The sequence below is a fragment of the Mesosutterella porci genome, assembly GCF_022134585.1.
GTDB classification, from domain to species: Bacteria; Pseudomonadota; Gammaproteobacteria; order Burkholderiales; family Burkholderiaceae_F; genus Mesosutterella; species Mesosutterella porci.
Genome location: NZ_JAKNCT010000007.1, coordinates 140478 through 164781 on the forward strand (window position 1 = coordinate 140478; position 24304 = coordinate 164781).

Consider the following 24304-nt stretch of genomic DNA (forward strand, 5'->3'; position numbering starts at 1 on the left):
TTCCAACAGCTGCGCCGCAGTTACCCAAGGAAAAAACAAACATGCCAGCCCCACGCCAAGCTCAAGAGCAGAGAAGAGAAATCCCCTACAACTACACGTCCTTTTCTGACCGTGAAATAGTTTCAAAGCTTCTGGGCCCTGATGCCTGGACGAAAATCTCTTCGCTGAGGCCTCATATCAGAACCGGCAGAAGCGCCCGCATGCTCTATGAAATTCTCGGTGACATATGGGTGTCCGTGAGAAACCCGTATCTTGAAGAGGAACTGCTTCAGGACAAGCCCCGCCGGGAACTGCTGGTTCAGGCCATGAGGCACAGGCTTGCGGAAATGGGAAAACGCCGGCAAAACGACGGATCCGAGAGAGATCAAACCGTCGAAGATCTGATCGGTAGGACTGAAAAAGCCATTGTTAATTTTGAAAAACAGTTCGACGGCCGCCTTGAATACAGGGAGAAAATTTTCCAGAGGCTGTCAAAAGTCACGAAAAAAAGAAACATCAGGTTCAGCCCGTACGACAGGGCTGTCCATGCGACTGACGCTACGGACTGGAGAGTCGCCTACCCCATCGTCGTCCTGTATCCGGACAGCGAACTTGAAATCCCCGGGCTTGTCAAAGGCTGCCAGTCCCTCGGACTGACGCTGATTGCAAGGGGAGGCGGAACTGGCTATACGGGGGGAGCTGTCCCCTTGTCCGAGCACACGGCTATTCTCAACCTGGAAAAGCTCACCCGCATCGGGGCCATAGAGCAGACGATGCTCCCCGGACTTGAGCAGGCCGTGTTCACCATAGAGACAGAATCCGGGGTCGTCACAAAGCGGGTATCAGAACGCGCGGAAGAAAAGCATCTTGTCTTCGCCGTCGACCCGGCCTCCGCGCACAGCTCCACCATCGGGGGCAACATTGCGGAAAATTCTGGCGGGAAAAAAGCTGTGCTCTGGGGCACCGCCATAGACAACCTAGCGTGGTGGCGCATGGTCAACGCGGACGGCAACTGGCTGGAGGTTGCCCGCGTGAACCACAATCTTGGGAAAATACACAAGCAGGAAACGGTGCTTTTCAAAGTCACGGTCAAGGATGGCCGTTTCCCTCCAGAGAAAGCTCCCGTGCTTGAAGAAAAGGAACTGTCTCTGTCCGGACCTTTGTTCAGAAAGCCAGGACTCGGCAAAGACGTTTCTGACAAATACCTGCAGGGACTTCCGGGCGTCCAGAAAGAAGGGTGCGACGGCGTCATTACAGCCGCCCGGTGGATCCTGCATCGTATGCCCAAATTCGGCAGAACCGTCTGCCTTGAATTCTTCGGCTCTGCCAGCGTTGCAGGCGAGGCTATTCTGTCGATCACCACGATGCTCGATTCTCAGCCCGACGGCGTGATGCTCGCAGGACTCGAGCACTTGGATGAGCGTTATCTCAAGGCCGTTGAATATCCTGTTAAAAGTCGGTGCGGCGGTTACCCGAAGATGGTGCTTGTCGGTGACATAGTCGCGGACAATGAAGAAGCGTTGGACAAGTACGCACTTAAGATTTCTGAGATCTGCTCACAGCGGCAAGGCGAGGCTTTCATCGCCAAAACCCCGGAAAAAAGAAAACAGTTCTGGAATGAAAGAGCCAGGACCGCCGCCATCAGCCGCCACACCAACGCCTTCAAGCTCAATGAAGACGTTGTCATTCCGCTCAAAAAACTCGGCGAATACACGAATACCTGCGAATTCTTCAACATCGAGCATTCCATCGCAAACAAGCTGGAGATGGTCGAAGCCGCACAAAACTATCTGGACTCTTCGGAAATCTTCCGCCCTTCCGACCTTTCTGAGGTAAACGCAAAAGAAAATCCGCGCGCAGAGTGCCTGGATGAAGCCTGCCGCATCCTCAGTCGTGCGCGAGAAAGATGGACGTGGCTACTTGAGCATTTCTCGGACCCTGCCATCCTTTTGAGGCAGGACGCCCAGAGGCTTGGCTGGGATTTGCCGGAAAAGATAGACCCGGACATGGAGATACGACAGCTGCTGCTCAGCCACAGCCTCGTGGTCTCATGGAAACAAGAGGTCCAGCAGCCGCTTTGCAGGCTTTTTGCACGAGAAGGGCTTCCGGAAGCGGAAGAAAAAATCAAGGCGATCCATGATTCAATCCTCAGGAAACGGCTGTTCATCGCCCTGCACATGCATGCCGGAGACGGCAATGTCCATACCAATATCCCTGTGCATTCATCAGATCCTGAAATGATGGCTGAGGCTTACAAGGGCGTAGATCTGGTCATGAAGACAGCACGGCAGCTGGGAGGATCCATCACCGGCGAGCACGGCATCGGCATGACAAAGATTAAATATGTTCCGGTCGAAGAGCTTCTGCCTTTTTACGATTATCTGAACAAAGTCGACCCCGGCCATCTGTTCAACAAGGGAAAGCTGCGCAAGGAGACTGATCTAAGCATCGCCTTTACGCCGAGCTTCAGGCTGCTGTCGGCAGAAACTCTGCTAATGCAGAGAAATGAACTTGAGGACATCGCCTCATCCATCCAGAACTGTCTGCGCTGCGGCAAATGCAAGCAGGTCTGCTCAACGCATTTTCCGACTGCCAACCTGCTTTATTCTCCCCGGAACAAAATCATCGCCACTTCGCTGCTGATTGAGGCTTACCTCTATGAAGAGCAGACCCGCAGAGGCCTTTCCCGACGGCATCTGGATGCGCTGGCGGACCTGAGTGACCACTGCACGGTATGCATGAAATGCCTGCCGCCGTGCCCAGTCAAAATCAATTTCGGCGAAGTCACAATCAAGCTGAGAAATTTCCTGGCCGCTAACAATTACCATCGCAGCAATCTGCCGAAGCGGGCTGGGCTGGGCTTCCTCACCCTGCAGAGCCCGGCATCCATCAAATTGGCAAGAACGGTTCTGGTGGACTACGGCTTTCTGGCCCAGAGGCTGGCGGCTGACGCCGTCAAGGTCACCACCAAACCCAGCCTGACGCATCCGACGCCGACAACGGAGTATCCGTCCACAAAACGCTCCTATTTCCTGCTGGCCAACAGAAAGCTGCCGCGTCCGCGGATGCACACCACCTTAAGGCACCTTCTGAACATAACGGACCCCAGCGTAGTCCCGGTCATACGGAACCCGGATCTGCCGGAAGAAGCTTTGGAAACAGTCTTTTATTTCCCCGGCTGCGGCAATGACCGCCTTTTCCCAGAGATAGGCCTGGCTTGCCTAGCGCTTCTCTGGCGTGCGGGTGTACGCACGGTGCTTCCACCTCAGTTCATGTGCTGTGGCTATCCCATGGTCGGCAACGGGATGCGGGAAACGGCGGAGAAAATAGTCACCAAAAACAAGGTGCAGTTCCACCGTATGGCGAATACCCTGAACTATCTGGACATCAAGACGATCCTCGTGTCCTGCGGCACATGCCTGAAGCAACTCAGGGATTACCATCTTGAACAAATTTTCCCCGGCAGCCGTCTGATGGATATCCATGAATACCTGGCAAGGAAAGGGATGAATGTCAATGGCGAAAGCAACACCCGTTACCTTTATCACTCGCCCTGCCATACCCCGTTCAGTCAGAATCCAAAGGGAATCGTCGGCTCGCTGATTAAGCCCGCGGACCACTCCTCCATTGAGTTGACGGAACGCTGCTGCGGAGAATCCGGAACGTTCGCCGTGGGCAGGCCAGATATCGCCAATCAGGTCCGCTTGAGCAAGGAGCTCAGCCTGAAGGCAGCCAAGGAAAAAGTGGAGAGCCAAGGGAACAGTCCGTTCGACGGTACAGTCAAAGTGCTCACCACATGCCCAGGCTGTTTCCAAGGCCTCAGCAGATATGAAAGCAGGACGCGGATACAGGCGGAGTTTCTGGCAGTAGAGCTTGCACGCCAGGCCATAGGGCCTGACTGGGCAAAAAAGACGCTGGAATCTGTCTCACGCGGAGGGCTGGAGCACGTGCTCCTGTAAAACTTCTGCTTGTTCCCTCTCTGGCGCCGTCCGCAGCGTCAGGGAGGACAACACGCAGTTTTTACTTTTCAGCACTGCTCCTGGCGGAATCCGGGGGCGTAAATACCGGTCGTATATTCTCCATATGATTCGGAGACACCTCCTGGGCGCTGATTCCTGCAGGAGAACTGAGGTAATTCTGAATATATATCTGGTAGGCCCCCAGAAGAGAGCAAATCACAGCCAGAGCAATAAAAACGAATTTCATGAGGCCTCCAGAATTCTGACCGTTCCAGATATAAACCTGCGCAGGACACCCTTTTCATCCCTCAGACAAAGAGCCCCCTGTGCGTCAATACCGGAATACAGACCAGTTTCCACCTGACCGGCGTTATTGTCTACAGAAATGCGTTTTCCAACCAGAAAATCAAATTTCTTCCAGCGAGACCAGTCAGGCAACGAGGACTTCCTCATATACTCGCCAACCGACTTCAAAATCGCAGACACGGCCCGCAGGAGCCAGAACGTTCTGCTCTCCACGACATCTTCCAAAGGATGAATGGAGGACAGGGCCGCAGCGGCACTCATGTCAGCCTTGCACTGAGGGTGCTGATGAAGGTCCAAATTAATCCCCACTCCAATCACAATCGAAGGCCCTGCGGCCATTTCACAAAGAATCCCGCCCATTTTTCCCGTGGTAAGCCAAAGATCATTCGGCCATTTCACTGAAACCGGCACATTCAATTTCTGGAATTCCTCGGCGATTGCGAAGCCTACGAGAACGGGAACCGGAGCCATCTTAGCGGCAGGCAGAGAGGGCAGGCCTAGAGAAAACAAAAGGCTTTCACTCGCATCATTCCACGCCCTTCCATGAGTACCGCGGCCTGCGGTCTGGTGATGCGCTACTCTTAAAATCATCGTGCGAGCCCTGGTGTGCTCAAAATAGTTGATGAGGTCGGTATTCGTAGAAGCCGTCACTTCTACCGGAGACACCACAATTGACCATCCCTGACTGGCAAGGCTGTCTGCAACAGCAGGTGCGTTGATGAACCGCGTCTCAGCGTTTGATCCGGTCATGTCGGAAAATGGAAAAATAGATAAAGTCAGTTGCTACTATATTTAATTCTTGCACATCCATTCTGCCAATCCTTATGAAAGAAGAAAACCAGCGCAGGCAGGTTCTTGTTTTCCCCTGCCCCTTTACCATTAAAGTAGTGGGAATCAAAAAAAAATCCCTCTTTGATGAAATCAACAGCTGTGTCCTCGAACTCTGTCCTGAGTACAGCCCGGAAAAAACTGCAAGGAGACTGTCTGCCCGCGGCCGCTATGAATCATTTAGCGTTGTCGTACAGGCTCAAAGCCGGGAACACCTCGATCATCTCTATGCGAAGCTCGTGAAAATTGAAGGAGTGAAGTTTGTGCTTTAATCGGCCACTGCCGCCTAAACTTTTTCACTCTTCCCTCTTTTCTCAAAAAATGCCAGCAAACGAAATAAAAAAAGGGTCCCTGCAGGCCTGGCTTGCGGCGATCCGTCCCAAGACATTCGGCATAGCCCTCGCCCCGGTTCTTGTCGGGATAACCGCTTCTCTTTCTGTTGAACACACCGGGAATCTACCGCTCGCTCTCCTCACGATACTGGTCGCCGTAGGAATTCAGGCCCTGACCAATATGGAAAACGACGTCGGCTACACCAAAAGAAAGGCTGAAAGAAGCAATCGAAAAGGCTTTCCTAGGGCTACTAGCGAAGGTTGGCTGAGTATTCGCCAAGTGGACGTGGCGATTCGCATCCTCTCAACCGTGCTTATTCTTGTCAGCGTCTCGCTGGTGACCATCGGAGGGTGGATTATTGTTCTCATGGGAGTCTGCTCGGTCGCTGCAGCTTACCTTTATATGGGCGGGCGAAAACCCATCGCCTACTCCCCATGGGGAGAGTTCACGGTTTTTATATTCTTCGGAATGGTCGCAGTGAATGGCACCTATTATCTGCAGTCCGGAACATTTTCTTTCATATCTCTGGCCTTAGGTGCAGCTTGCGGGGCCATCGCAGCAGGGGTCCTAGCTGTCAACAATTGGCGTGACATGCGACACGATGCCTCTGTCGGCCGGAGAACTCTGGCGGTTGTTCTTGGAGAAAAAAAGTTTCCAAGGCTCTACCTCTGCCTTTTGCTGGCGCCCTTCGCTCTGGTCCTTGCAACAGTCTCCGTATGGCCAGAGCACGCCGCATACCTTTTGAGCCTGATACCGATCTACCAAATTAAGAAACTTTACGGCGATTTTCTGAACAAAGAGGGCTATGAACTCAACGACACCATGCTGGGCACAATAAAGCTTGAGATACGCTTTGCCTTTCTGCTCTCATTGGGAGCTTTACTGGACACGCTTATCCACTGCCTTTAAAAATACCGTGGCTTGCGCAGGCCCGGGGAAGCTTGCAGACTTCCCGGACGTAGTCGGACAGTTTTCCTTTAAAATACGTGGTCAGCCCGAAGAGTTAGGGGCGTAGTTTCCCTGAATCATGCGCTGGCATGACTATCTTTCCTTCAAGAAGTCCTAAAAAGTTTAAATTAAACCCAAGATATTTTGAAAAGTAGAACTACACGGCAGCATCAAAGCCAAGCGTCTGCAATTCGGCTTTCAGCGACAGGTGCGACGGGACAGGAATCTGCATCAGTCTATAGAATTCCCTGGTCTGCTTGTTCGGCACTTCCACCGTGACCTTGTCGCCGTCGCGACAGCACATGAGCGACTGCGTTCGCCCGATGATTTCCGACACAGAAAAGCCTGACAAATCGATTTTCTCGCGCAACTGCAGGTAGATGATCGTGTTAATGATGTCGTAAAGAAGCTTGCCCCGAACCGTCTGGTCAGTCCATTTTGAGATGGGCAGCAGGCTCAGGTAGCTCTTGGACGTCTTGAAAACCTTCTCAATGTTGATGCGCTCGAAATAGTCGGTGAGAAGATCTTCCGGCGACTTGCAGCAGTTGGATATCAGGACGAAAAAGCCGCCCCTGACGGCAAGCCAGTCTTTGTCCTTGTCGCGCAGCTCCCGGAATTCCTCTTCAGAGTCGCGCAGATACTGTCGGAAGAAGGAAAGTGCGTTCTCATGGTCTACATAGACGTAGGCGTATTCCTCCTGCCCGAAGAGGGTGATCTCCTTGCGCTTGCCGAAATAGGTGTGCTCGCCGCGGACGAACTCATACTTGCCCCTTCCGAACGGGGGCCTGACTTCCCAGTACAGCGTCTTGAAGGGATAGCCTTTCTTTGCCGGCATGCGGCCGATCAGGCTTTTTTCGGTGCCGATGTGGCAGGCCCTGATCAGGTCCTGGCATACGTACCCGGCATCCAGCACCAGCGAGCTGATCTTCACGTCAAGGCTCACCGCGACGTCGTTGACAACGTTCATGACGGTGCTCAGGTCCAGCACGTTTCCGGGAATGACATCGAACCAGACAGGGAGTCCCGTGAGCTCGTCAAGAACCAGGACGAGCCGCATCTGCACAGCGGCCCCGCTGACTCCGTGACTGCAGAGAGCGTTGAACGGATTGTTCCTGGCGTCGTTCGGCAGGGGCATCGAGTCCACATAGCAGCAGCGGCCGAATGCCGGATGCGTTTCCCGCACGTGAGCCACAAAGGCCCTGAAGAAAGCCAGCCGCGTGCTGTCGCAGCCCATCCTGGCGAAGAACGCGCTGTCGCACCTCATGCTCTCAAGGCTGATCCCACCCATCAGATAAGAAAGGAATGACTTCTCCAGGAAGTCCCTGGCATTTATGCGGCTTCCGTCCCTCAGGACGCCGTGCGCCACATGCCCGAGCAGCCTCAGAAAATCGCCCTCTTTATGAAAAACGGCCTTCAAAACGGGCATCAGGCCCTGTTTTTCCAAAAATTTGAGTAGCAGATATCCGTCGCCGAAGACCGTGTGGACCTGCGGCTGGGCCGACGAAAAGTCCGCGGCAATGCGCGGATCGTCGCTTCCCACGGATTCGAAGGCATCTGCGTCAGCGCTGTAGCAGACCAGGCCGCGCGTCGGAGAAGCAAATATCCCGCTGCGCTTGTCTTCGGCCAGCCATAGAACCTTTCCAAGGCGCTCCCTGACCTTGTGCCTTGCGTGGTATTTGCGGTCGCCCTTCTCATAGATGGTTTCTACGATTGCCGCTGAGCCGCTCCGGATGGAACCGTCGGCATTGCGGACGATTTTCTGCGGTTTGATGAACCCTGAAAGTCGTCTAATGCCCGCATAAAATCGCCAGATATCAATCTGGGAACCGTCGAAATAATTGAAATTTCGCCGGTTTTTTCTTGACTTATTTAGTGTTGCTATTATATAATATGAATACACTATAGGAGATCGCCATGCCGCGTCCTTTTACGGGAAAAATTCACATCGGCACCCGCCGCATCACCCGCCCCAATGGGGACGTCTACGTTTACGAACGCCAGACGCAGTACGATCCGCAAACCCGCAAGACCAGGACGATTAAAACAACTTTGCTGGGAATTCTTGATCCCGAAACGGGGAAAATCAGGTCGACAAGGAAAAAATCGATTAAAAAGGTCTCGTCTAAGACTTCAAGGCAGTGCACCGGCACGACGGATCTTCTGGAGTGGGTCTCGCGGCAGACCGGAATTTCCGATCAGCTGCGGATGAGTTTCGGAGAACCCGCCGCTCAAAAAATTGACACGGTCGCGCGCTACCTGGTCGCCACCGACGGGGCCCCGATGCCCCGCATCGAGTCCTGGCAGATCACCCACCCGACTCCTTATGCTCCCGGGTTGAGCGAAGACGTTTACGGAAAACTCTTCCACGACGTGGGAGTCAATGAGGACGGCCAGCAGAAGTATTTCTCGCAGCGGGCGGCATGCCTCAGCACCAACCCCTGCATTGCATTCGACTCGACCACGATTTCGACCTACAGCCACAACCAGACCGAAGCAAGACAAGGCTTCAACAAAGACCGGGACGGACTCAACACCATCAAGCTGCTGACTCTGTACTCGACGTCGGACAGGCAGCCGATCGCTTTTGCAAAACAGCCCGGTAACATTCCCGATGTCATTTCGATCAAAAACACCCTCAGGCAGATCAAGTGCCTTCCGCTGGCCAGGCCCGTCGTAGTGACGGACAACGGCTTCTGCAGCCAGAGCAATATGGCCGAATTCGCCCGCGGCAACATGAAGTTCCTGACGCTCATCCGCTCAAGCGTCTCCTGGGTGCGGGAAGAAATCGACGCCGCCCGGGAAGAGGTGGGCAGACTTGAAGCCGTGTGCTCCTTCGATCAAAAGGTCAGCGGCGTCACCCGCCGCCGCATGCACCGGCTTTCTGTGGTCCGGCAGCGCACGCGCGGCGGCTTTGCCGCCGGTGAAACGGAAGAGTTTGAACGCCGTCTGTATGTTCATGTCTTCTACAACCGGGACAACATCGGCAGGGACGAACAGAATTTAATTGATGATCTGCTCGAACTCAAGCGCACGGTTGAGGCGGGAGACCCTTTGAGCGAAGCAGGCAGGAGGAAAGCCGAAAAATTTCTCATCTGCAGCCGTGTCGGCCGGGGAGGCGCGCTCAAGGTCTCGTTTAACGAAGACGCCTTCAGGCAGGCCAGGAAGTACTTCGGCTTCTTCGTGCTCGTTTCGAACGAGGTCAAAAATGCCGACGAAGCTCTGAGAATGCACCGGGAGAGGGAGAAAATCGAGGAGATGTTTGATGTGCAGAAGAACTCGCTTGACGGCAGGCGACCTCGCGTGTGGTTCCCGGACAGCCTCAAAGGCAGGCTCTTCTGCCAGTTCGTAGCGCTCGGCTATCACTGCTTCCTGACGAAGGCCATTGATGCCGTGAAGGAAAAACTCGGCAGAGAAGACGCATCAAAGACACAGTCGCAACTCGAGCTGGAGCGCAGCCTCAAGCGGTGGCTTGAGGCGCACTCCCTGGTTCAGATTCTGGAGTGGTTTGATTGTGTTGAAACGACGACCGTCCAGACACCCAGAGGCGCTCAGCGCTGGAGCACGGAATCCATTCGGCGGGACGAGCTGCTGCTTGAAATGCTGGGAGTCACTCACTGAATTTTCGTGGTTTCATTAGACGACTTTCAGGATGAACGCCATGACGCACAGTTCAAAATATGAGATCTAAGTAGAACTATTATATTCTGAAATGTTTTACGGCGCCACGTATATTAATCGCTTGATTTGTTGGTGCTTCGTCTGTATACCGACTGACAAAAAGACGGTGTAGTTCTACTTTTCAAGAAATCTTGGGCTTAAGAACTATTTTTAATAGCCTGCGTCTTCCCGTCGCCTTAAGCCGGATCGTCACGACAACATTGGCCTTCGTGGTCCTGAGAATTTTTGGGGTTGTGTTCAGTCTTAGGCTGCGGTCCCGGCCGATACAGTGGCTTGAGGCCTGTACGCCGCGTCCTTTTCTCGTAGGATTCGCCACGCTATGCGGGCGAGCTTGGCCGCAATGGCACAGACCTTGACGCCGTACTTCTTTCCGGAAGCCTTGATTTTCCGAACCCAGTCGCCCGGGTTCAGGAGCCGGCCGTCGTGTCCCAGCGCCTGCACCTTGCGGACGAAGCAGTGGCTCCCGCCGCAGGCTTCCATCAGAACAACAGCGCGGGGCATGTTTGAGAGCATCTCAAGCAGTTTCCTGTGTGCGATGCGGGGGCGCTTGAGCACCATCTTCCGGTCTTTGTCGTAGCCGACGACATCGCAGTGGCTTTTGGCAAGATCAATGCCGATGACAACAGCGGGGTTGCTTGAAAAGGTAGAATTCATGGTGGAGCGCTCCTCTTTTTGGGATAACTCAGTTATAACCCCGGGCGGGGTTATCTTCTGAGAAATAAGGGCGCTCCTTTTGTTTTCTAATGAAGGTTTCATGATGGATGGTCGCTGAGTAATGCTCCGCCATAGGGGCTGACCATCTCATTAAGCCAAGACCGGTCTCGCGGCTTATTGCTGGTCTTTATCCGTATTATTGGGGTTTTCAACCTTTAAGGCTTCCAATCTTTTGTTTATTTCAGCGGCTGTCTGATATTCAAAGACCTTGACAACACGCTTAACCCCGCTTGTCTTTGCAGCCGCTGCAGCTGCCGCCTGACCTTCCTCTTCAGTCACAAGCCCCATCAGGTACACAATGCCGCGATCAACTGTGACTTTCATCTGATTGAGCGTTGCGTTGCTGGTGCCAATAATTCGACTGCGAACAGAGGCGGCCAGCGACGAATCCTTCATCCTCTGGCTGAACGAAGCGGGAACCTGCACCGCAAGTTCATTAATGACCTGAGACACCTCAAGACTGCTGCGTGCCACACGGCCTGCCGTCTCTTTTTCTTCCTGAGTGAGCACTTCGCCGGTCAGCAACACTTTTCCGTTGTAGCAGGTCACCGTGAGATGCATGTCATCAGACTTAATCTTCTGCCCAATTTCCCACTCTATGCGGCTTTCCATCACCTGATCATTAACCTGTGTCCCCGTAGTCCTTCGATCTGTTGCAACCGTCGTCGCACCGGCAACGACCCCTCCAGCAAGGATCGGAGCACAGGCTGTCAAAGCGCCTGACGCCACAGCACCGGATGCCAGAAGCACCAACAGCTTTATTTTCATGGTCAGCCCCTCAGAAACTAGGCAAATTGAGACAGCCACTGTAAGTTTTCAAGCAGCTTCTCACGCCTTATCAATAAACTTCTATGAATTTTCTTAAAAATACCGCCTCGAATCCATAATAAAAGGATTTCATCCACTTTGGACACTTCGCAACCGATAATCTGAGCTATCAGCCGGCGAGGCGGAAGATCGGGCAGAGCTATCCATTCTTTCTTGTCATCGTACAGTTCCTGAACGGCCGCCCCGCTGCTTCTTAGAAAAAAAGCCACCAGAAACACACCCAACCTTCGCTCCGACTCTCCTGCTCTGCTCACCATCAGTCCGAGTCTATCAGCGAAATTGCAACCGGCATTGTATCCAGCCAGCTCCCGGTGCCACCGTCCATCATGATCAGCGAGCTTAAGCAAAAGTTCCCTGGGTACCGTCAACAGCTCACAGCCGGTCACAGCCCAGTGCTGCCTTGACAGCTGATCATTGGCATACAAGGTATCTATACAGCCAATCAGGCTTCCCGGCAACGCAAGAGAAACAAAAAAAGAGGTATCGAAGCCCGGTAAAAAAACAGCCTTGGCTGCGATACCGGACTGTACATAGATCACTCGCTCGAAAAGATTATCCGACTTATAAAGTACATCGCCCCGGTTCTTGGTCACTTTGTGCCCCAAATTGCGCACTATGACAGCTAGCGCTGGCGACACTTTTGGCACAAACCACGGTATTGAGGTTTTATCCATGGGACTTTTCTGCGGATCGGGAACTTCGAGCTGAATTGAAAGAGACAGACTTCGAAGCTTCCATTATATATTCTCGGGTTATTCCCAGTTTATCAACAGGAATACAAATCTCAAAACATTGTTTATTAAATAAATATTAAACTATTCACATATCCACACCTTATCTTTAGTGAAATATAAAAATATCCACAGGGCTTGAGAGAATAACACATGTAATATTTTGTCAGAAAACTTCAGTTATATTTTTGGGCTGAAACTTATACACATTTGTCCACAGCCGATAAACTTCAAGACTTAAAAATTATCCCCAAAGTATTCGACATGTCAACTCTTTGATTAATAATAAAAATATAAAGTTTCAAACAATTATCACGACAGTTATTATTGTTGTTTTTTAGAATTAAAAAATAAATACTTTAATTAATCAAAAGTGACAGAATTGATTCCAAAGGGCACCAGCACAGAGGGAACAGACTCAGAAGTAAGATGTCTGAGCTGATCATCAAAGAAAATATGAGGTTTAAGAACCTCCAGAACTTTGTCCTTGGGAAGTCCATCCATTAAAAAAAGCTCGGCAGCATACATGCCGAAGCTTTTCAGCGTCGTAATCAGGCGCTGTTCACTTGGCGCACCTCTTGATGTGACTATGGCTATCCGTAATGCTGGAAGGTAATAAGGATCATTCTTTCCTTTTTCTGCATCTAGTTTCTGGATTTCTGAAAGCTTAGAAAATAAGGTCTGCAGAGGCCCGGCTTTCAAAGGTTGCAGACGTTTATCCGTCTCCTGCCGCTGGAAAGCCTGAATGCCTTCAGTCTGAAATTTACGTTCTGCCTCATCGTCCGCAATAACACCGTCAAAATCGAAGGCAATCCGCAAGCCGACATCATGCTCGGTATCCTTAAAATTGCTTGGAAGAACAAGTCCGGCCGGCAACCCGCAAGCATTAGCTTGAATGACGCTTTGTCGGTTGGCTGATAAAAACAGACAGGCATTAAAAGCCTGCAAAAAAGGAAAGGTTGACTGCCCCGAAGTGAATGCCCCGGTCGTAATCGGGAGCTTGTAGTATCGGCAGGAATTAAAAAATCTCTGTCCGGTTTCCGGGCTGTTTCGTGACAGCACCACAACACGCACAGGTGATTTATCAGGAAATATTTCATTGAGCTTCAGCAGTCTGCTAATAAACGGAAAGGCTACACCGGGCTTCAGAGGCTCATTCATGTGAGCGATCTGAAACTTTCGGTAGGCCGAAACTCCTTTTGTTTCAAACAAGCCGTGCTCTTTTTCCAAATCAAAAAGCGCTCGTGATGAGACTGCAACTATCAATTTGTCTTGCTTGTCTCTCTGTTGTAATGTCGCTGAAGTTGTCATTTGAAGAGCTCCGTTTATTTCTAGCCCACGGTTGCAATAAGAGGCTGACAACACAGAATAAATATAACCAGTATTTCCAGGAAAAAGCAGTTTCTAGCGGAGGATCCGACAAACAGCCTGTATGGAAAGACGCATCCGCATTCAGGCCCTAACCTCTGGGGCTGAAGTGTTAATAGAGGACTGTCTTGTCCTGAAAAAAGTTGACTCGCAAACAGACGAGTCACTATGTTTAAATACCAAACTGAGAAGCAACTCCTGTATTACAACAAGATCACCCAACTCCGCACAGAGAAAGGCCTGAGTATCCGGCAGCTCTGCAGGCTGTTCCCTGTCTCAGACAGCACTATTAAGCGCTGGCTGCGCAATCATGATGAAGAGCATCTTCGGAAAGGACCCAAGGCAATGCCCAAATCTCCAGGAAACCGCAGCAGCAGTGCTCCGAAGACAGCTGAGTCCGAACTGATCAGAACCCTTCGGGAGGAAAACGCGCGCCTGAAGGCGCAGGCAGCCGGAGAATCAATGCGCGCTGACGCTTATGAAGAGATGATTAACATCGCCGAGAGGCGGTTTAACATCCCGATTCGAAAAAAACGTGGCGCCAAACAGTGATCAGCCTGCGAGGCAGGGACTCGCGCAAATACAGCATTGAGAGCCTCTGCCGGCTGTTTGGCAAGACCAGGCAGGCCTTTTACAAGCATGATGAAAACCGGCTGCTTCGGATCAGGGCAAAGGAAGACTTTGCCATTTCATTCGTGCAGAAGGTTCGCCTGAAGGACCCCGGAATCGGAGGCAAACTCTGGCTTATGTACCGGAAAGAGTTTCAGGGAGGGGCTTTGCTGGGCAGGGACCGCTTTTCAGATGTCCTGGATCAGTGCGGCCTTAAGCTGAGACAGCGCATCAGGAAGCCCCGGACAACGGATTCCACGCACGGACTGCCCGTGTTCTCCAACCTGGCGAAAGACTTCATTCCCACGGCGGTCAACCAATTGTGGGTCAGCGACATCACCTACATCACCATGTGGCTTGATAAGGAGCATGACGCCTTCTGCTATTTGTCTCTGGTACTGGACTCCTATTCAAAGGAAATCGTAGGCTGGGCATCAGGCCCTGCGCTTGCCGCCGAATTTACTCTGGCAGCGCTGGACATGGCCCTCAAGCGCCTTGACGGAGTTCCTGCGGGAAGCGTTCATCTTTTCCATCACTCGGACCGAGGCTGCCAGTATGCCAGCGACCGCTATGTCAGCAGGCTGCGGTCCCGCGGGATCCGGATCAGCATGACTGAATCCGGCGATCCAAAGGACAACGCACAGGCGGAACGCATCAATAACACGATGAAGAACGAGCTCCTGAAGGGCGTCCGGTTCGAATCCATCCAGGAAGTAACGAAGGCGGTTGAGAAGGCCGTCAGGTTCTACAACGAGGAGCGTCCTCACATGAGCGTAGACATGAAGACACCAAGAGATGCTGCGGACAACGTTGGAGATATTCCTAAACGGCGGACCAGCCGCAGGGAGATGCACTTGAAAAATCAGCGCGACGCTTGCAATAACCCTGAGATATGTTTACTTTCGGATTCGTGCCGGCAGGGTTAGTACAGCCGGCACTTTGGCAGTCAACTTCCGAAAGGAATAAGGCGACGGCAGTCCACTTATTTCGGGGTTAGGAGAAAGAAGTCAACTTTCTTCCGTTTTAGCAACTTAACCGAGTCAAACTTTTTAAAGGTTAAGAGGCAAAAGTAGTCAACCTATTTCAGGAAACTACAATTTCCTTCTGAATTTTTTCGTCAATTTTTGGATCTTCCTGTCTGAGTTTTACAAGATCACCGTAAGTTTTGACTGTCCTGGAAGAAGATCCACGGCGCTGTTTGCTGTAAATGTCTTCCACTATCGCAGCGTATTCCCTGCCATTGATCTTTGTTACCTTGAGCCGAAAAGACATGAAAAATCTCACAAAAGATTGTTATTTTAGACGCTAATTAGACACTTAATGTAGAAATATCTATTAAAAATCAATCAGATGAAATCGTGTATATAAAAATAGGGTTCTAACGGCTGATGAAAAAATAAAGGAATAAAAATTTAAGCCGATGAAATATTAAGAATTTCATCGGCTTAAACTGCAAAGGCCCCTCTACGGAAACCTATGGAAGGATAGATGCACGGTTGGCGTAGGGATATTGAGAGAGGAGCGCTTAGATATCGAGATTGGATACCCTGTGGGCATTCTCTTCAATATACTGGCGGCGCCTCAGCACATCGTCTCCCATCAGTTTTTCAAACACTTCATTGGCTTTTACTGCGTCAGGAATGGAGACCTTCAGCATCCTTCTTACGCGTCTGTCCATAGTTGTTTGACCGAGCTCATCGGCATTCATTTCACCGAGCCCTTTGAAGCGCTGCAGCGTGATGCCTTCGTAGGCAAGAGAAACCAGCCATTCATAAAGAGCGTTGATGCTGTCGACACTCTTTTCACGAAGCTTTCCAGCGACATTTTTGACGATTTTTGCTCCAGGCTTCAGGTATTCCGCCTGATACGTTCCGATTGACCTGATGGCTTGATAATCTTCGCTACTGGCGAACTGGGGCGTGAGTTCGGTGTAGTGGCTTGTGCCATACACCTTCCGCGTGATGCGAAGCGAGAATTGCCCTGGATTATCAGAAGAGGGAACAACGCTCAGTGTGAGGGCAGGATCAGAAATCTGTTTCGAGAGAGCATCAGCCGAGGCCTGCGCTCTTTCCTGAGTCGAGAGATCGATGTCGACTCCGGCAGCTATGGCCTTCAGAACAGATTTGTCGATAAAGCGTGCGTTACTGTTCATGACATCGATGGCAGACTGGTAATTTTTCAGGAGATTATCAAGCTTAGTTCCTCGAATTCCATTTTCCGGCGCAGAGATAATCCCGTCAGAATAAAGAACGGCATCTTCCGTTGCTATGTTGCGAAGGAAATTAGCCAGTTCCTTATCGTCTTTCAGATATTTCTCCTCATTGTTTTTTCGCCCTTTTCTCTGAACTTTATAAAGCGGGGGCTGCGCAATGAACACGTGTCCTTCCTCTATCAGCTGAGGCATTTGACGATAGAAGAACGTGAGAAGCAGGGTACAGATGTGAGCGCCGTCCACGTCAGCATCGGTCATAATGATGACTCTGCCGTATCTCAGTTTTTCAATGTTGAAATCTCTGTCGATGCCCGTTCCGAGCGCCATCATCAGATTTTTAATCTGCTCTGAATCCAGCAGTTTGTCTGCAGAGGCCTTTTCCACATTGAGTATTTTTCCCCGAAGCGGAAGAATGGCCTGAAATTTAGAGTCTCTGCCGACTTTAGCGGATCCTCCGGCTGAATCTCCCTCTACCAGGAACAGTTCGCATTCTGAAGAAGGGGTGCCTTTGGCACAGTCGGCCAGCTTTCCAGGCAATCCACCTCCGTTCAGAGCGCTTTTCCGAATAATATTTCTAGCCTTACGAGCTGCTTCTCTGGCCCTGGCCGCAGATACGATTTTCTCGCATAGCCTCTGCGCCGTTTCAGGGTTCTCTTCCAGATAAGCAGACAGTTCGGAATTAATGACCTCCTCTACGGCGGGGCGGACTTCGCTTGAGACTAGCTTGTCCTTAGTCTGCGAGCTGAATTTTGGCTGCGGGACTTTAATGGATAAGACGCAGGTTAAGCCCTCTCTCATATCGAGAGGATCCAGTTCAACCTTGGCTTTTTTATCCAGACCGGACGCAGAAATGTAATTCTTTAAGACCCTGGTCATGGCATTTCTCAGCCCGGTGACGTGGGTACCGCCGTCTTTTTGAGGGATGTTGTTGGTGTACGCGTCGAGAACCTCGTTGTAACCGTCGTGCCACTGCATGGCGACCTCTACGGTTACGGGTGTTCCCTGGCTGTCAACCGTTTTAACGGCGTGGAATGGCTCCTTATTGATGGGCTCTCTTTCTGCGATTTCGTTGAGGTATTTGACGAAGCCGCAGACGCCGTTTTCGCTTTTTAAGTCTTCCTCCTTGCCGGTTCGCTCGTCTTTCAGAATGATGTGTGCGCCGGAGTTTAGGAAGGCGAGCTGCCGAAGTCTGTCGAGCAGGGTGTCGTAGTTGAAGGTTAGAACGTTCTTAAAAATTTCGTCATCGGGAAGGAACTCAACCAGAGTCCCATTGGGGTGCTCTGGAGCAGAGGTAACCTCTATCATCGGTGAGGTGCGGATTTCCTTTCCATCCGGCGTTGTTTCAGTGCGTATCTGCCGGTTGACGACTTTCCCTTTTTCAAAATTCAGCTGAAACGTTTTCCGCTGACGATAGACTGTGAGCTTCAGCCATTTGGACAGTGCGTTGACACAGGACACACCTACTCCGTGCAGTCCTCCGGAAATCTTATAACTGTTCTCATTGAACTTGCCCCCGGCATGCAGTTCCGTCAGTGCGATTTCAGCTGCGCTGCGCTTCGGATTATGTTTGTCATCGTATTTGATGTCTGTCGGAATGCCTCTCCCGTCATCCAGCACCGAAACAGACTGGTCGTTGTGGATAGTGATTACGATATCCTTAGCGTAGCCGGCAAGCACTTCGTCAATAGAGTTATCGACGACCTCGTATACCAGATGATGAAGTCCGGATCCATCATCTGTGTCTCCAATATACATACCCGGTCTTTTCCGAACCGCCTCCAGACCTTCGAGGATCTGAATGGCATTGGCTCCGTAGCTAGAGGAGGTATCTTTGTTCTGAATGTTTTCGTCAGTCATAAATCATCAACTTGCTTGCGGTGCACGGTGGCTGCGCAAGATTCTTAAAAAGGGAGCCTGATCAAAGCCTCATGGGCATAAGAACATATTTGAAAGAGTCGCTGTCAGGCATTGTTATCAAAGCCGGCGACTGAGGGCCCGACAGAGAAATTTTCACTTTGTCATTTTTCAGATTGCTTAGGACATCAGACATGAAATTCACATTGAAGCCAATGTCCAGCGGCTCTCCCTGGTAGTCCACCGCAATATCGTCATTACCCTCTTCCTGCTCGGAGTTTGAAGTCTGAATTGAGAGCAGGCCCGGCGTTAGTAGCAGACGAACGCCTTTGAATTTGTCGGATGCGAGAACTGCTGTCCGGTGCAGCGCCCCAAGCAGTTCTTCGCGATTGACAAGGAACTGTTTGTCGTTGTTTGTCGGGATGACTCTTTCAAAATCAGGATATTTCCCTTCTACCAGCTTGGTGATGACCTCTACGTCCTCGAAAGTAAAGCGCGCCTGGTTGGGGGCGATCTCAATGGTGACAGGCGTATCTGTGTCCGGAACTAGGCGCTTAAGCTCGGAGACCGTTTTTCTCGGGATCGTGGCACTCATTTCCGCGGAGCTGTCGGCCCCGTCAAGCTTAATCTCGCAGTAAGCCAGGCGGCGACCGTCAGTAGCAACGGCGCTCATGGTTCCGTTTTTGACGATCAGGCGCATGGCATTGAGATAAAAACGGATATCCTGAACGGCCATCGCATAATGCACCATCGACAGGAGGTACTTGAACTGGGTAGCGGGGATGACCACCTTGCTTTCAAATTCTGCCTGAGGAAAATCCGGATAATCTTCGGCGGGAAGCGTCTGCAAGGCGAAGCGACTGCTGGTGGTCTTTACTTCCAGTTTTCTGGAAATTTGGTTGCATCCTTCCGCACCGATGCTTTTTTTCGGCGCGCCCAGCGAGAGGGTTACTTCGGTATCGGGTAAAACCTTGAACAGATCCAGTGCCTTCCGGGCAGACACTGTGAAGGCAACAGGATCCCCGCCATCAACGCCGTTGCTGTTGTGAGTGCGGATCAAGATTTCAAGGTCCGTTCCTGTAAAGCTGACATCCGTGCCATTTTTTTTAATGAGCACATTGCTGAGGATGTTCATAGTCTGGTGGTTCTCAATAATGCCCCCGACAATGGTCAGTGGCTTGAGCAACGCTTCGCGCGGACCTTTTATGACTTGCATGATTTAACCCTTTTGCTTAATGGAAACAAACCCTTCTCAGGTCTACAAATCAGAAACTCTGAATGTTTTGCTCGAGTACATGGAGTTCATGATTGAGCTCTTCATTTGTACGCCGTTCTGTCTCTATTTTCTGGCAGGCGTAAATAACCGTCGTGTGGTCCTTGCCCCCGAATAATTCACCAATCTCGGGGTAGCTTTTCTGCGTCAGCTTCTTGGATAAGTACATAGCGATCTGACGAGGGACAGCTATTTGTTTCGGCCTGCGTTTAGAGTGCATATCAGCGACTCTGATTTTGTAGTAATCAGCGACCTTTTTCTGGATGTCCTGAACAGTGATCTGATCATTCGGAGTGATGATGTCGTGCAGCGCCACCTTAGCCTGCTCAATGGAAATCTCTATGCCATTGAACTGGGCATGAGCAATGACCTGCTGCAGCGCCCCCTCTAGCTCCCTCACGTTGCTTTTCATATGTTTTGCTATGAAAAACGCCACGTTTTCCGGAAGGACCTTTCCGCGCTGTTCTGCCTTTTTCATGAGAATGGCCTGGCGCGTTTCCAGTTCCGGCGGGTCAATTGGAACAGACATCCCGCCTGCGAAACGGCTTTTCAGTCTTTCATCCACGTCTTTCAGCTGTCTGGCATAGGTATCGCTGGTCAGGACGATTTGCTTGCCATGCGAGACGAGAGACTCGAAGGTAGAGAAAAAAGCATTTTGTGTGCCGCCGCGGGCTCCCAGCATCTGCACGTCATCCAGTAAAAGCAGGTCCAGGGAATTGAAGCTTTGATAGAACCCCTGATCCTGGTTTTTTATGGCCTTCATGAACTCAGAAATGTAGGAGTTCGCACTGATGCACAACACTCTGGCTCTGGGATTCCTTTTCAGAACTTCAAGCCCTATGGCGTGCATCAGGTGAGTTTTTCCCAACCCGACTCCGCCGTAGATGTACAGGGGGTTGTATGACTTGGTGCCGGGGTGGCTGGCGACATACATTGCGGCCCCCAAAGCAACGTTATTACTTAACCCTGACACAAAGTTCTCAAACGAGAGTTCCGTCATCAGGCCGCAGGATTTTGCGAGCTGGTCCGAAACCTGTTGAGATTTCTGCTCCGGCCGTACGGGGGCGCTGCTCATTGAAGAGCGCACGGGAGAGGCTTCCTGCACCGTCCAGATGATCTTGACTGGCTGGTCGTCATTGGCGCGCTGCGCATGAAATGCAATGATTTCCCCGTAGGTGTCCCTGGTTACTTCCTTTTTGGGGCTACTCGGGGCCGCGAGCGTCAGCACCCCGTTTTCCGGGTCCCATGACTGCATCTGCAGCGGTTCAATCCAATTGGAATATTTCTCCCCGCCAAGACGCGCATCCAAGCGCAGCCGATCGCAGCAGTCTTTCCAAAAGTCTTTCATTTATTATGTGAAAAGAAAATCATAAGAGACAAAAACGGCTTCTTAATGACCTTCTTGAGGAGTTTCAATATCATCTTACAGAACTCCTTATTCTACCAGTTATCCACAGGTTGTGCCTCGACTCAAGATGATTGATTTAAGGGCGAAACAGCTGCTATTTGCACCACGTTTTATGGAGAAAAAAATGCAGATATGCACTAAGGGTTGTGTGTCCTAGAGAGGCGGTTCTGAAAAAATCTGCTTCTCAGCAAAAAAGCTAGTACAAGCTTGACAAGAAAGGTATTTTTGCGCTCTAATATCAGAATTTCTCTGAAGCGCCCTGTAAGACTTGAGGCGCCTCTGATTTTTTTAGGGTTCGGATGCATGCCGCAACCCGGATACAGCCCTTTTATTTAGGGCTAAAAGAAACAATATAAGGATTCATCATGGCAACCAAGCGTACTTATCAGCCTTCCAAGATCAAACGTGCCCGTACCCACGGCTTCTTGGTTCGTAGCCGCACCCGTGGCGGCCGCAAGGTGCTTGCAGCGCGTCGCGCAAAGGGCCGCCACACCCTCGCCCTGTAAGCTGTTCTGTCACGGCAGAGAAAAGCCGTGGAAGAATCTTTGCGAAAAAGATATACCCTGCCCCGTAGCAGACGTCTGATCAAGACGGCTGATTACGGGGCTGTTTTATCTTCTGGCACAAAGCGGGTATATCGTTGTTCGACAAAATGGCTGGCTTTGACGGCCCTGCTTCAGACGCATCCTCTTCCTCAGACCGGCCTCCGATTTGGGTTCACGGTTGGAAAGCTAAATGCTCACCGCGGCGTTGACCGGGTTCTGATCAAGAGAATCCTGCGTGAGTCTGCGCGGCATCAGCAACACGAGCTGCGTTATGAGCATGTGTCGCTGGACGTTATTCTTCGCTTGAGAAGGAAAATTCCTAGCCTGGGTAAGGATATTTCTCTGAAAACTTTCAAAAAGGAATTGAGAAGCGACTGTGACCAGTTGCTTCAAAGCTTTTTCTTGAAATTTTCGCAGCGGAATACTTCTGCAGAAAAATGATGAAAATCATTTTGATCAGAATGATCCGCATTTATCAGATTTGCCTTTCTCCTTTTTGGGGATGGAAGTGCAGATTTGTCCCCAGCTGTTCTCATTACGGCATACAGGCTATTGAGCGGTTTGGAGCCTTCAAGGGCCTGTACCTGACCCTGATAAGGCTATTAAAGTGTCAGCCTCTGGGACCTTGGGGATATGACCCTGTGCCGGAAAAATTCAGTTGGAAATTTTGGACAAATAAAACCTGATGGCTGTCGATGTCCTGATCTTTTTCAGGGCCGGGTAAGAATTAAATAAAAGAGAGCAACCTGTTATGGGAAGTGATTTCAAACGTACTCTTGTCTGGGTTGTATTCCTATCAGCATTGTTCCTTCTCTGGGATAGTTGGCAGGTCTACAACGGTCGCCCCTCCTTTTTTGGCACGAATACAGAACAGAGCGCAAAGGCTTCGGCTTCTGCAGCCGCTGCCGCTCCGGCTTCGCCTGCCGCTGTTCCTTCTGCGGATCAGGCTTCAGGTCAGGTTCCAGCTTCTCAGGAGGGTAAGAGCGTTGAGGTGACCACTGACCTCATGAAGCTCACCTTTGATGAGCAGGGAGCGAGCGTCATCCGAGCCGAACTGCTGCAGATGAGCGAGCTTCCCAAATGGGACGAGGTGGGTCTGGTCGGGTTGATTCTCGGCAAGAAAGAGGCTGAGCACAAGAATGTTGTTTTGTTCGATCATTCCAAAGAACACTTCTATGAAGCTCAGACTGGCATCATTGGCGTTGAGGCGGCTCCTAATCATCGCTCTTCATTCAAGCTTCTGGAGGGCCCTCTTGCCCTGTCCAAGGATCAAAAGGCGCTTAATGTGCGTTTTGAGAGTGAATCCGGCGGCATAAGTCTCGTGAAGACCTTCACTTTCCAGCCCGGACATTATGGGATGGAAGTGACGCACGAGGTGACCAACAAGGGAGACAAGCCGGTTTCTCCCTCGCTTTACTATCAGCTGGTGAGGGATGATCATCAGCCCGAAGGGCAGAGCTCCTTCACGAGCAGCTATCTTGGTGCGGCTGTTTATACCGAGGAGGACAAATTCAGGAAGGTCACCTTTAAGGATATTGCAGGAGACTCCAAAGACTATCCTGCGAAATCCGATAACGGGTGGATTTCTATTATTCAGCAGCACTTTTTGTCTGCTTGGGTTCTCCCTCAAAAGCAGCAGAGGGAAAACTTCACCCGTCGTCTGGGCAAAGATCTGTATGCCGTAGGCTCCATTACCAATTTGGGAGAACTGGCCCCCGGCCAGTCCAAGTCCCAGACTGCGACGCTGTACGTTGGTCCCCAGTCCCAGAAACGGCTCAGTGAAATTGCCCCTGGCTTGGATCTGGTTGTCGATTACGGATGGCTGACATTCCTTGCCAAGCCCATTTACTGGCTTCTGTCCTGGCTGTACAGCCTCGTTGGAAACTGGGGATGGTCTATCGTCCTGCTGACTGTGCTGGTCAAGGCGATTCTTTATCCGATTTCCGCCGCTGGTTACAAGTCTATGGCTCGCATGAAGGATCTCGGGCCAAGGATGAAGGAAATGCAGGCGAAATACGGCAACGACAAGCAGGCCCTCAACATGGCCATGATGAAGATGTATCGGGAAGAAAAAATAAACCCGATGGGCGGCTGTCTTCCTATTCTTTTGCAGATTCCAGTGTTTCTGGCTCTGTACTGGGTTCTCCTGGCGTCCGTGGAACTCAGGGGCTCGAGCTGGCTGCTGTGGATCCATGACCTTGCTGCTCCGGATCCTTGGTTCATTTTGCCGTTGATCATGATGGCGACGATGTTCATTCAGATCAAGTTGAATCCGAAGCCCGCCGATCCGACTCAGGCAAAAATGATGATGATTATGCCGATCGTTTTCAGCGTGATGTTCTTCATTTTTGCGTCCGGCCTTGTTCTGTACTGGCTGACGAATAACATCCTTTCTATTGCCCAGCAGTGGTATGTCAACAAACAGATTGATGAGGAAAGGGCTCGCAGGAAAGCTGAGAAAGAACTGAAGGCGTTGAAAAAATAAAAGCCTTGTGTTCTGAAGCTCAGGGGGCACCGGAAGGTGCCCCTTTTTTTGATGGTGCGCCCAGCAGCGCACGTGTGACCAGTGGTGAAAGTCCACCGTCCGCCTGATCGAGGGAAGGGCTAGCGACTCGGCAGAGTCAGGGAGGTAACAAACTGATGAAGGAAGCCGATAGCAAAACGTCAGCCTGACGAACAGGAACTGGATATGAGGCGACGACTCCGGGAGAGCAGGCCACATTCTGTTAAC

Annotated in this window: 19 protein-coding genes; 10 read left to right on the forward strand and 9 right to left on the reverse strand. The window is 51.2% G+C overall.

Going from position 1 to position 24304, the window contains the following annotated elements; translation table 11 throughout:
• Positions 1 to 41: 41 nt before the first annotated feature.
• Positions 42 to 3938 carry a DUF3683 domain-containing protein gene (locus MAF45_RS07040; protein ID WP_237978889.1) on the forward strand — a complete coding sequence of 1299 codons (3897 nt, stop codon included), beginning with the start codon at positions 42 to 44 and terminating at the stop codon, positions 3936 to 3938.
• Positions 3939 to 4181: 243 nt separating this feature from the next.
• Here the strand turns inward: MAF45_RS07040 and MAF45_RS07045 are convergent, their stop codons facing one another.
• Entirely contained in the window at positions 4182 to 4994 is an 813-nt protein-coding gene (locus tag MAF45_RS07045) for a biotin--[acetyl-CoA-carboxylase] ligase (RefSeq protein WP_237978891.1), read from the reverse strand.
• Between the two features lie 74 nt (positions 4995 to 5068).
• Between MAF45_RS07045 and MAF45_RS07050 the strand changes: the two genes are divergently transcribed.
• Entirely contained in the window at positions 5069 to 5344 is a 276-nt protein-coding gene (locus MAF45_RS07050; RefSeq protein WP_237978892.1) for a YbeD family protein, read from the forward strand.
• Between the two features lie 49 nt (positions 5345 to 5393).
• The gene (menA, locus tag MAF45_RS07055) at positions 5394 to 6314 is read left to right on the forward strand and encodes a 1,4-dihydroxy-2-naphthoate octaprenyltransferase (protein WP_237978893.1); all 921 of its coding nucleotides are present in this window, start codon (positions 5394 to 5396) and stop codon (positions 6312 to 6314) included.
• Positions 6315 to 6510: 196 nt separating this feature from the next.
• On the opposite strand, the gene MAF45_RS11405 is transcribed toward menA, so the two are convergent.
• Positions 6511 to 8253, reverse strand: coding sequence for a transposase (locus MAF45_RS11405; protein ID WP_237978894.1), 1743 nt, complete (start codon positions 8251 to 8253; stop codon positions 6511 to 6513).
• Between the two features lie 14 nt (positions 8254 to 8267).
• Here MAF45_RS11405 and MAF45_RS07065 point away from each other — a divergent pair, with 14 nt between their 5' ends.
• Positions 8268 to 9971: an IS1634 family transposase gene (locus tag MAF45_RS07065; protein ID WP_237978897.1), complete on the forward strand. Its 1704-nt coding sequence runs from the start codon at positions 8268 to 8270 to the stop codon at positions 9969 to 9971.
• Positions 9972 to 10274: 303 nt separating this feature from the next.
• Here the strand turns inward: MAF45_RS07065 and MAF45_RS07070 are convergent, their stop codons facing one another.
• The 4 genes from MAF45_RS07070 to MAF45_RS07085 all read right to left on the reverse strand — a co-directional run bounded on the left by MAF45_RS07070 (position 10275) and on the right by MAF45_RS07085 (position 13615).
• Positions 10275 to 10685: a hypothetical protein gene (locus MAF45_RS07070; RefSeq protein ID WP_237978898.1), complete on the reverse strand. Its 411-nt coding sequence runs from the start codon at positions 10683 to 10685 to the stop codon at positions 10275 to 10277.
• 174 nt (positions 10686 to 10859) lie between these two features.
• The gene (locus MAF45_RS07075) at positions 10860 to 11513 is read right to left on the reverse strand and encodes a BON domain-containing protein (RefSeq protein ID WP_237978900.1); all 654 of its coding nucleotides are present in this window, start codon (positions 11511 to 11513) and stop codon (positions 10860 to 10862) included.
• Between the two features lie 17 nt (positions 11514 to 11530).
• Entirely contained in the window at positions 11531 to 12247 is a 717-nt protein-coding gene (locus MAF45_RS07080; RefSeq protein WP_237978902.1) for a cyclic nucleotide-binding domain-containing protein, read from the reverse strand.
• A gap of 420 nt (positions 12248 to 12667) precedes the next feature.
• Positions 12668 to 13615: a 5'-nucleotidase gene (locus MAF45_RS07085; RefSeq protein ID WP_237978903.1), complete on the reverse strand. Its 948-nt coding sequence runs from the start codon at positions 13613 to 13615 to the stop codon at positions 12668 to 12670.
• Between the two features lie 225 nt (positions 13616 to 13840).
• Here MAF45_RS07085 and MAF45_RS07090 point away from each other — a divergent pair, with 225 nt between their 5' ends.
• Together MAF45_RS07090 and MAF45_RS07095 are read left to right on the forward strand one after the other, a co-directional pair.
• Positions 13841 to 14224, forward strand: coding sequence for a hypothetical protein (locus MAF45_RS07090; protein WP_237978905.1), 384 nt, complete (start codon positions 13841 to 13843; stop codon positions 14222 to 14224).
• Positions 14221 to 15207 (forward strand): IS3 family transposase, encoded by a 987-nt coding sequence (locus MAF45_RS07095; protein ID WP_237978906.1) that lies wholly within the window; start codon positions 14221 to 14223, stop codon positions 15205 to 15207. The genes MAF45_RS07090 and MAF45_RS07095 overlap by 4 nt, the downstream gene beginning before the upstream one ends.
• A 599-nt stretch (positions 15208 to 15806) precedes the next feature.
• On the opposite strand, the gene MAF45_RS07100 is transcribed toward MAF45_RS07095, so the two are convergent.
• The 3 genes from MAF45_RS07100 to dnaA form a co-directional block, all read right to left on the reverse strand.
• Positions 15807 to 18350, reverse strand: coding sequence for a DNA gyrase subunit B (locus MAF45_RS07100; RefSeq protein ID WP_237978912.1), 2544 nt, complete (start codon positions 18348 to 18350; stop codon positions 15807 to 15809).
• A gap of 61 nt (positions 18351 to 18411) precedes the next feature.
• On the reverse strand, positions 18412 to 19563 hold the full coding sequence (gene dnaN, locus MAF45_RS07105) for a DNA polymerase III subunit beta (protein WP_237978919.1): 1152 nt from the start codon (positions 19561 to 19563) through the stop codon (positions 18412 to 18414).
• Between the two features lie 49 nt (positions 19564 to 19612).
• Entirely contained in the window at positions 19613 to 20968 is a 1356-nt protein-coding gene (dnaA, locus tag MAF45_RS07110; protein WP_237978932.1) for a chromosomal replication initiator protein DnaA, read from the reverse strand.
• A 425-nt stretch (positions 20969 to 21393) separates the two neighbouring features.
• Between dnaA and rpmH the strand changes: the two genes are divergently transcribed.
• From rpmH to yidC, 4 genes are all read left to right on the forward strand, one after another.
• Positions 21394 to 21534 (forward strand): 50S ribosomal protein L34, encoded by a 141-nt coding sequence (gene rpmH / locus MAF45_RS07115; RefSeq protein WP_022443127.1) that lies wholly within the window; start codon positions 21394 to 21396, stop codon positions 21532 to 21534.
• A 27-nt stretch (positions 21535 to 21561) separates the two neighbouring features.
• Positions 21562 to 22014 carry a ribonuclease P protein component gene (locus tag MAF45_RS07120; RefSeq protein WP_237978934.1) on the forward strand — a complete coding sequence of 151 codons (453 nt, stop codon included), beginning with the start codon at positions 21562 to 21564 and terminating at the stop codon, positions 22012 to 22014.
• A complete protein-coding gene (gene yidD, locus MAF45_RS07125; protein WP_237978950.1) occupies positions 22014 to 22259 on the forward strand; it encodes a membrane protein insertion efficiency factor YidD in 246 nt (81 codons plus the stop codon). The genes MAF45_RS07120 and yidD overlap by 1 nt, the downstream gene beginning before the upstream one ends.
• 65 nt (positions 22260 to 22324) lie before the next feature.
• Positions 22325 to 24058, forward strand: coding sequence for a membrane protein insertase YidC (gene yidC, locus MAF45_RS07130; RefSeq protein WP_237978936.1), 1734 nt, complete (start codon positions 22325 to 22327; stop codon positions 24056 to 24058).
• The last annotated feature ends 246 nt before the right edge of the window (positions 24059 to 24304 follow it).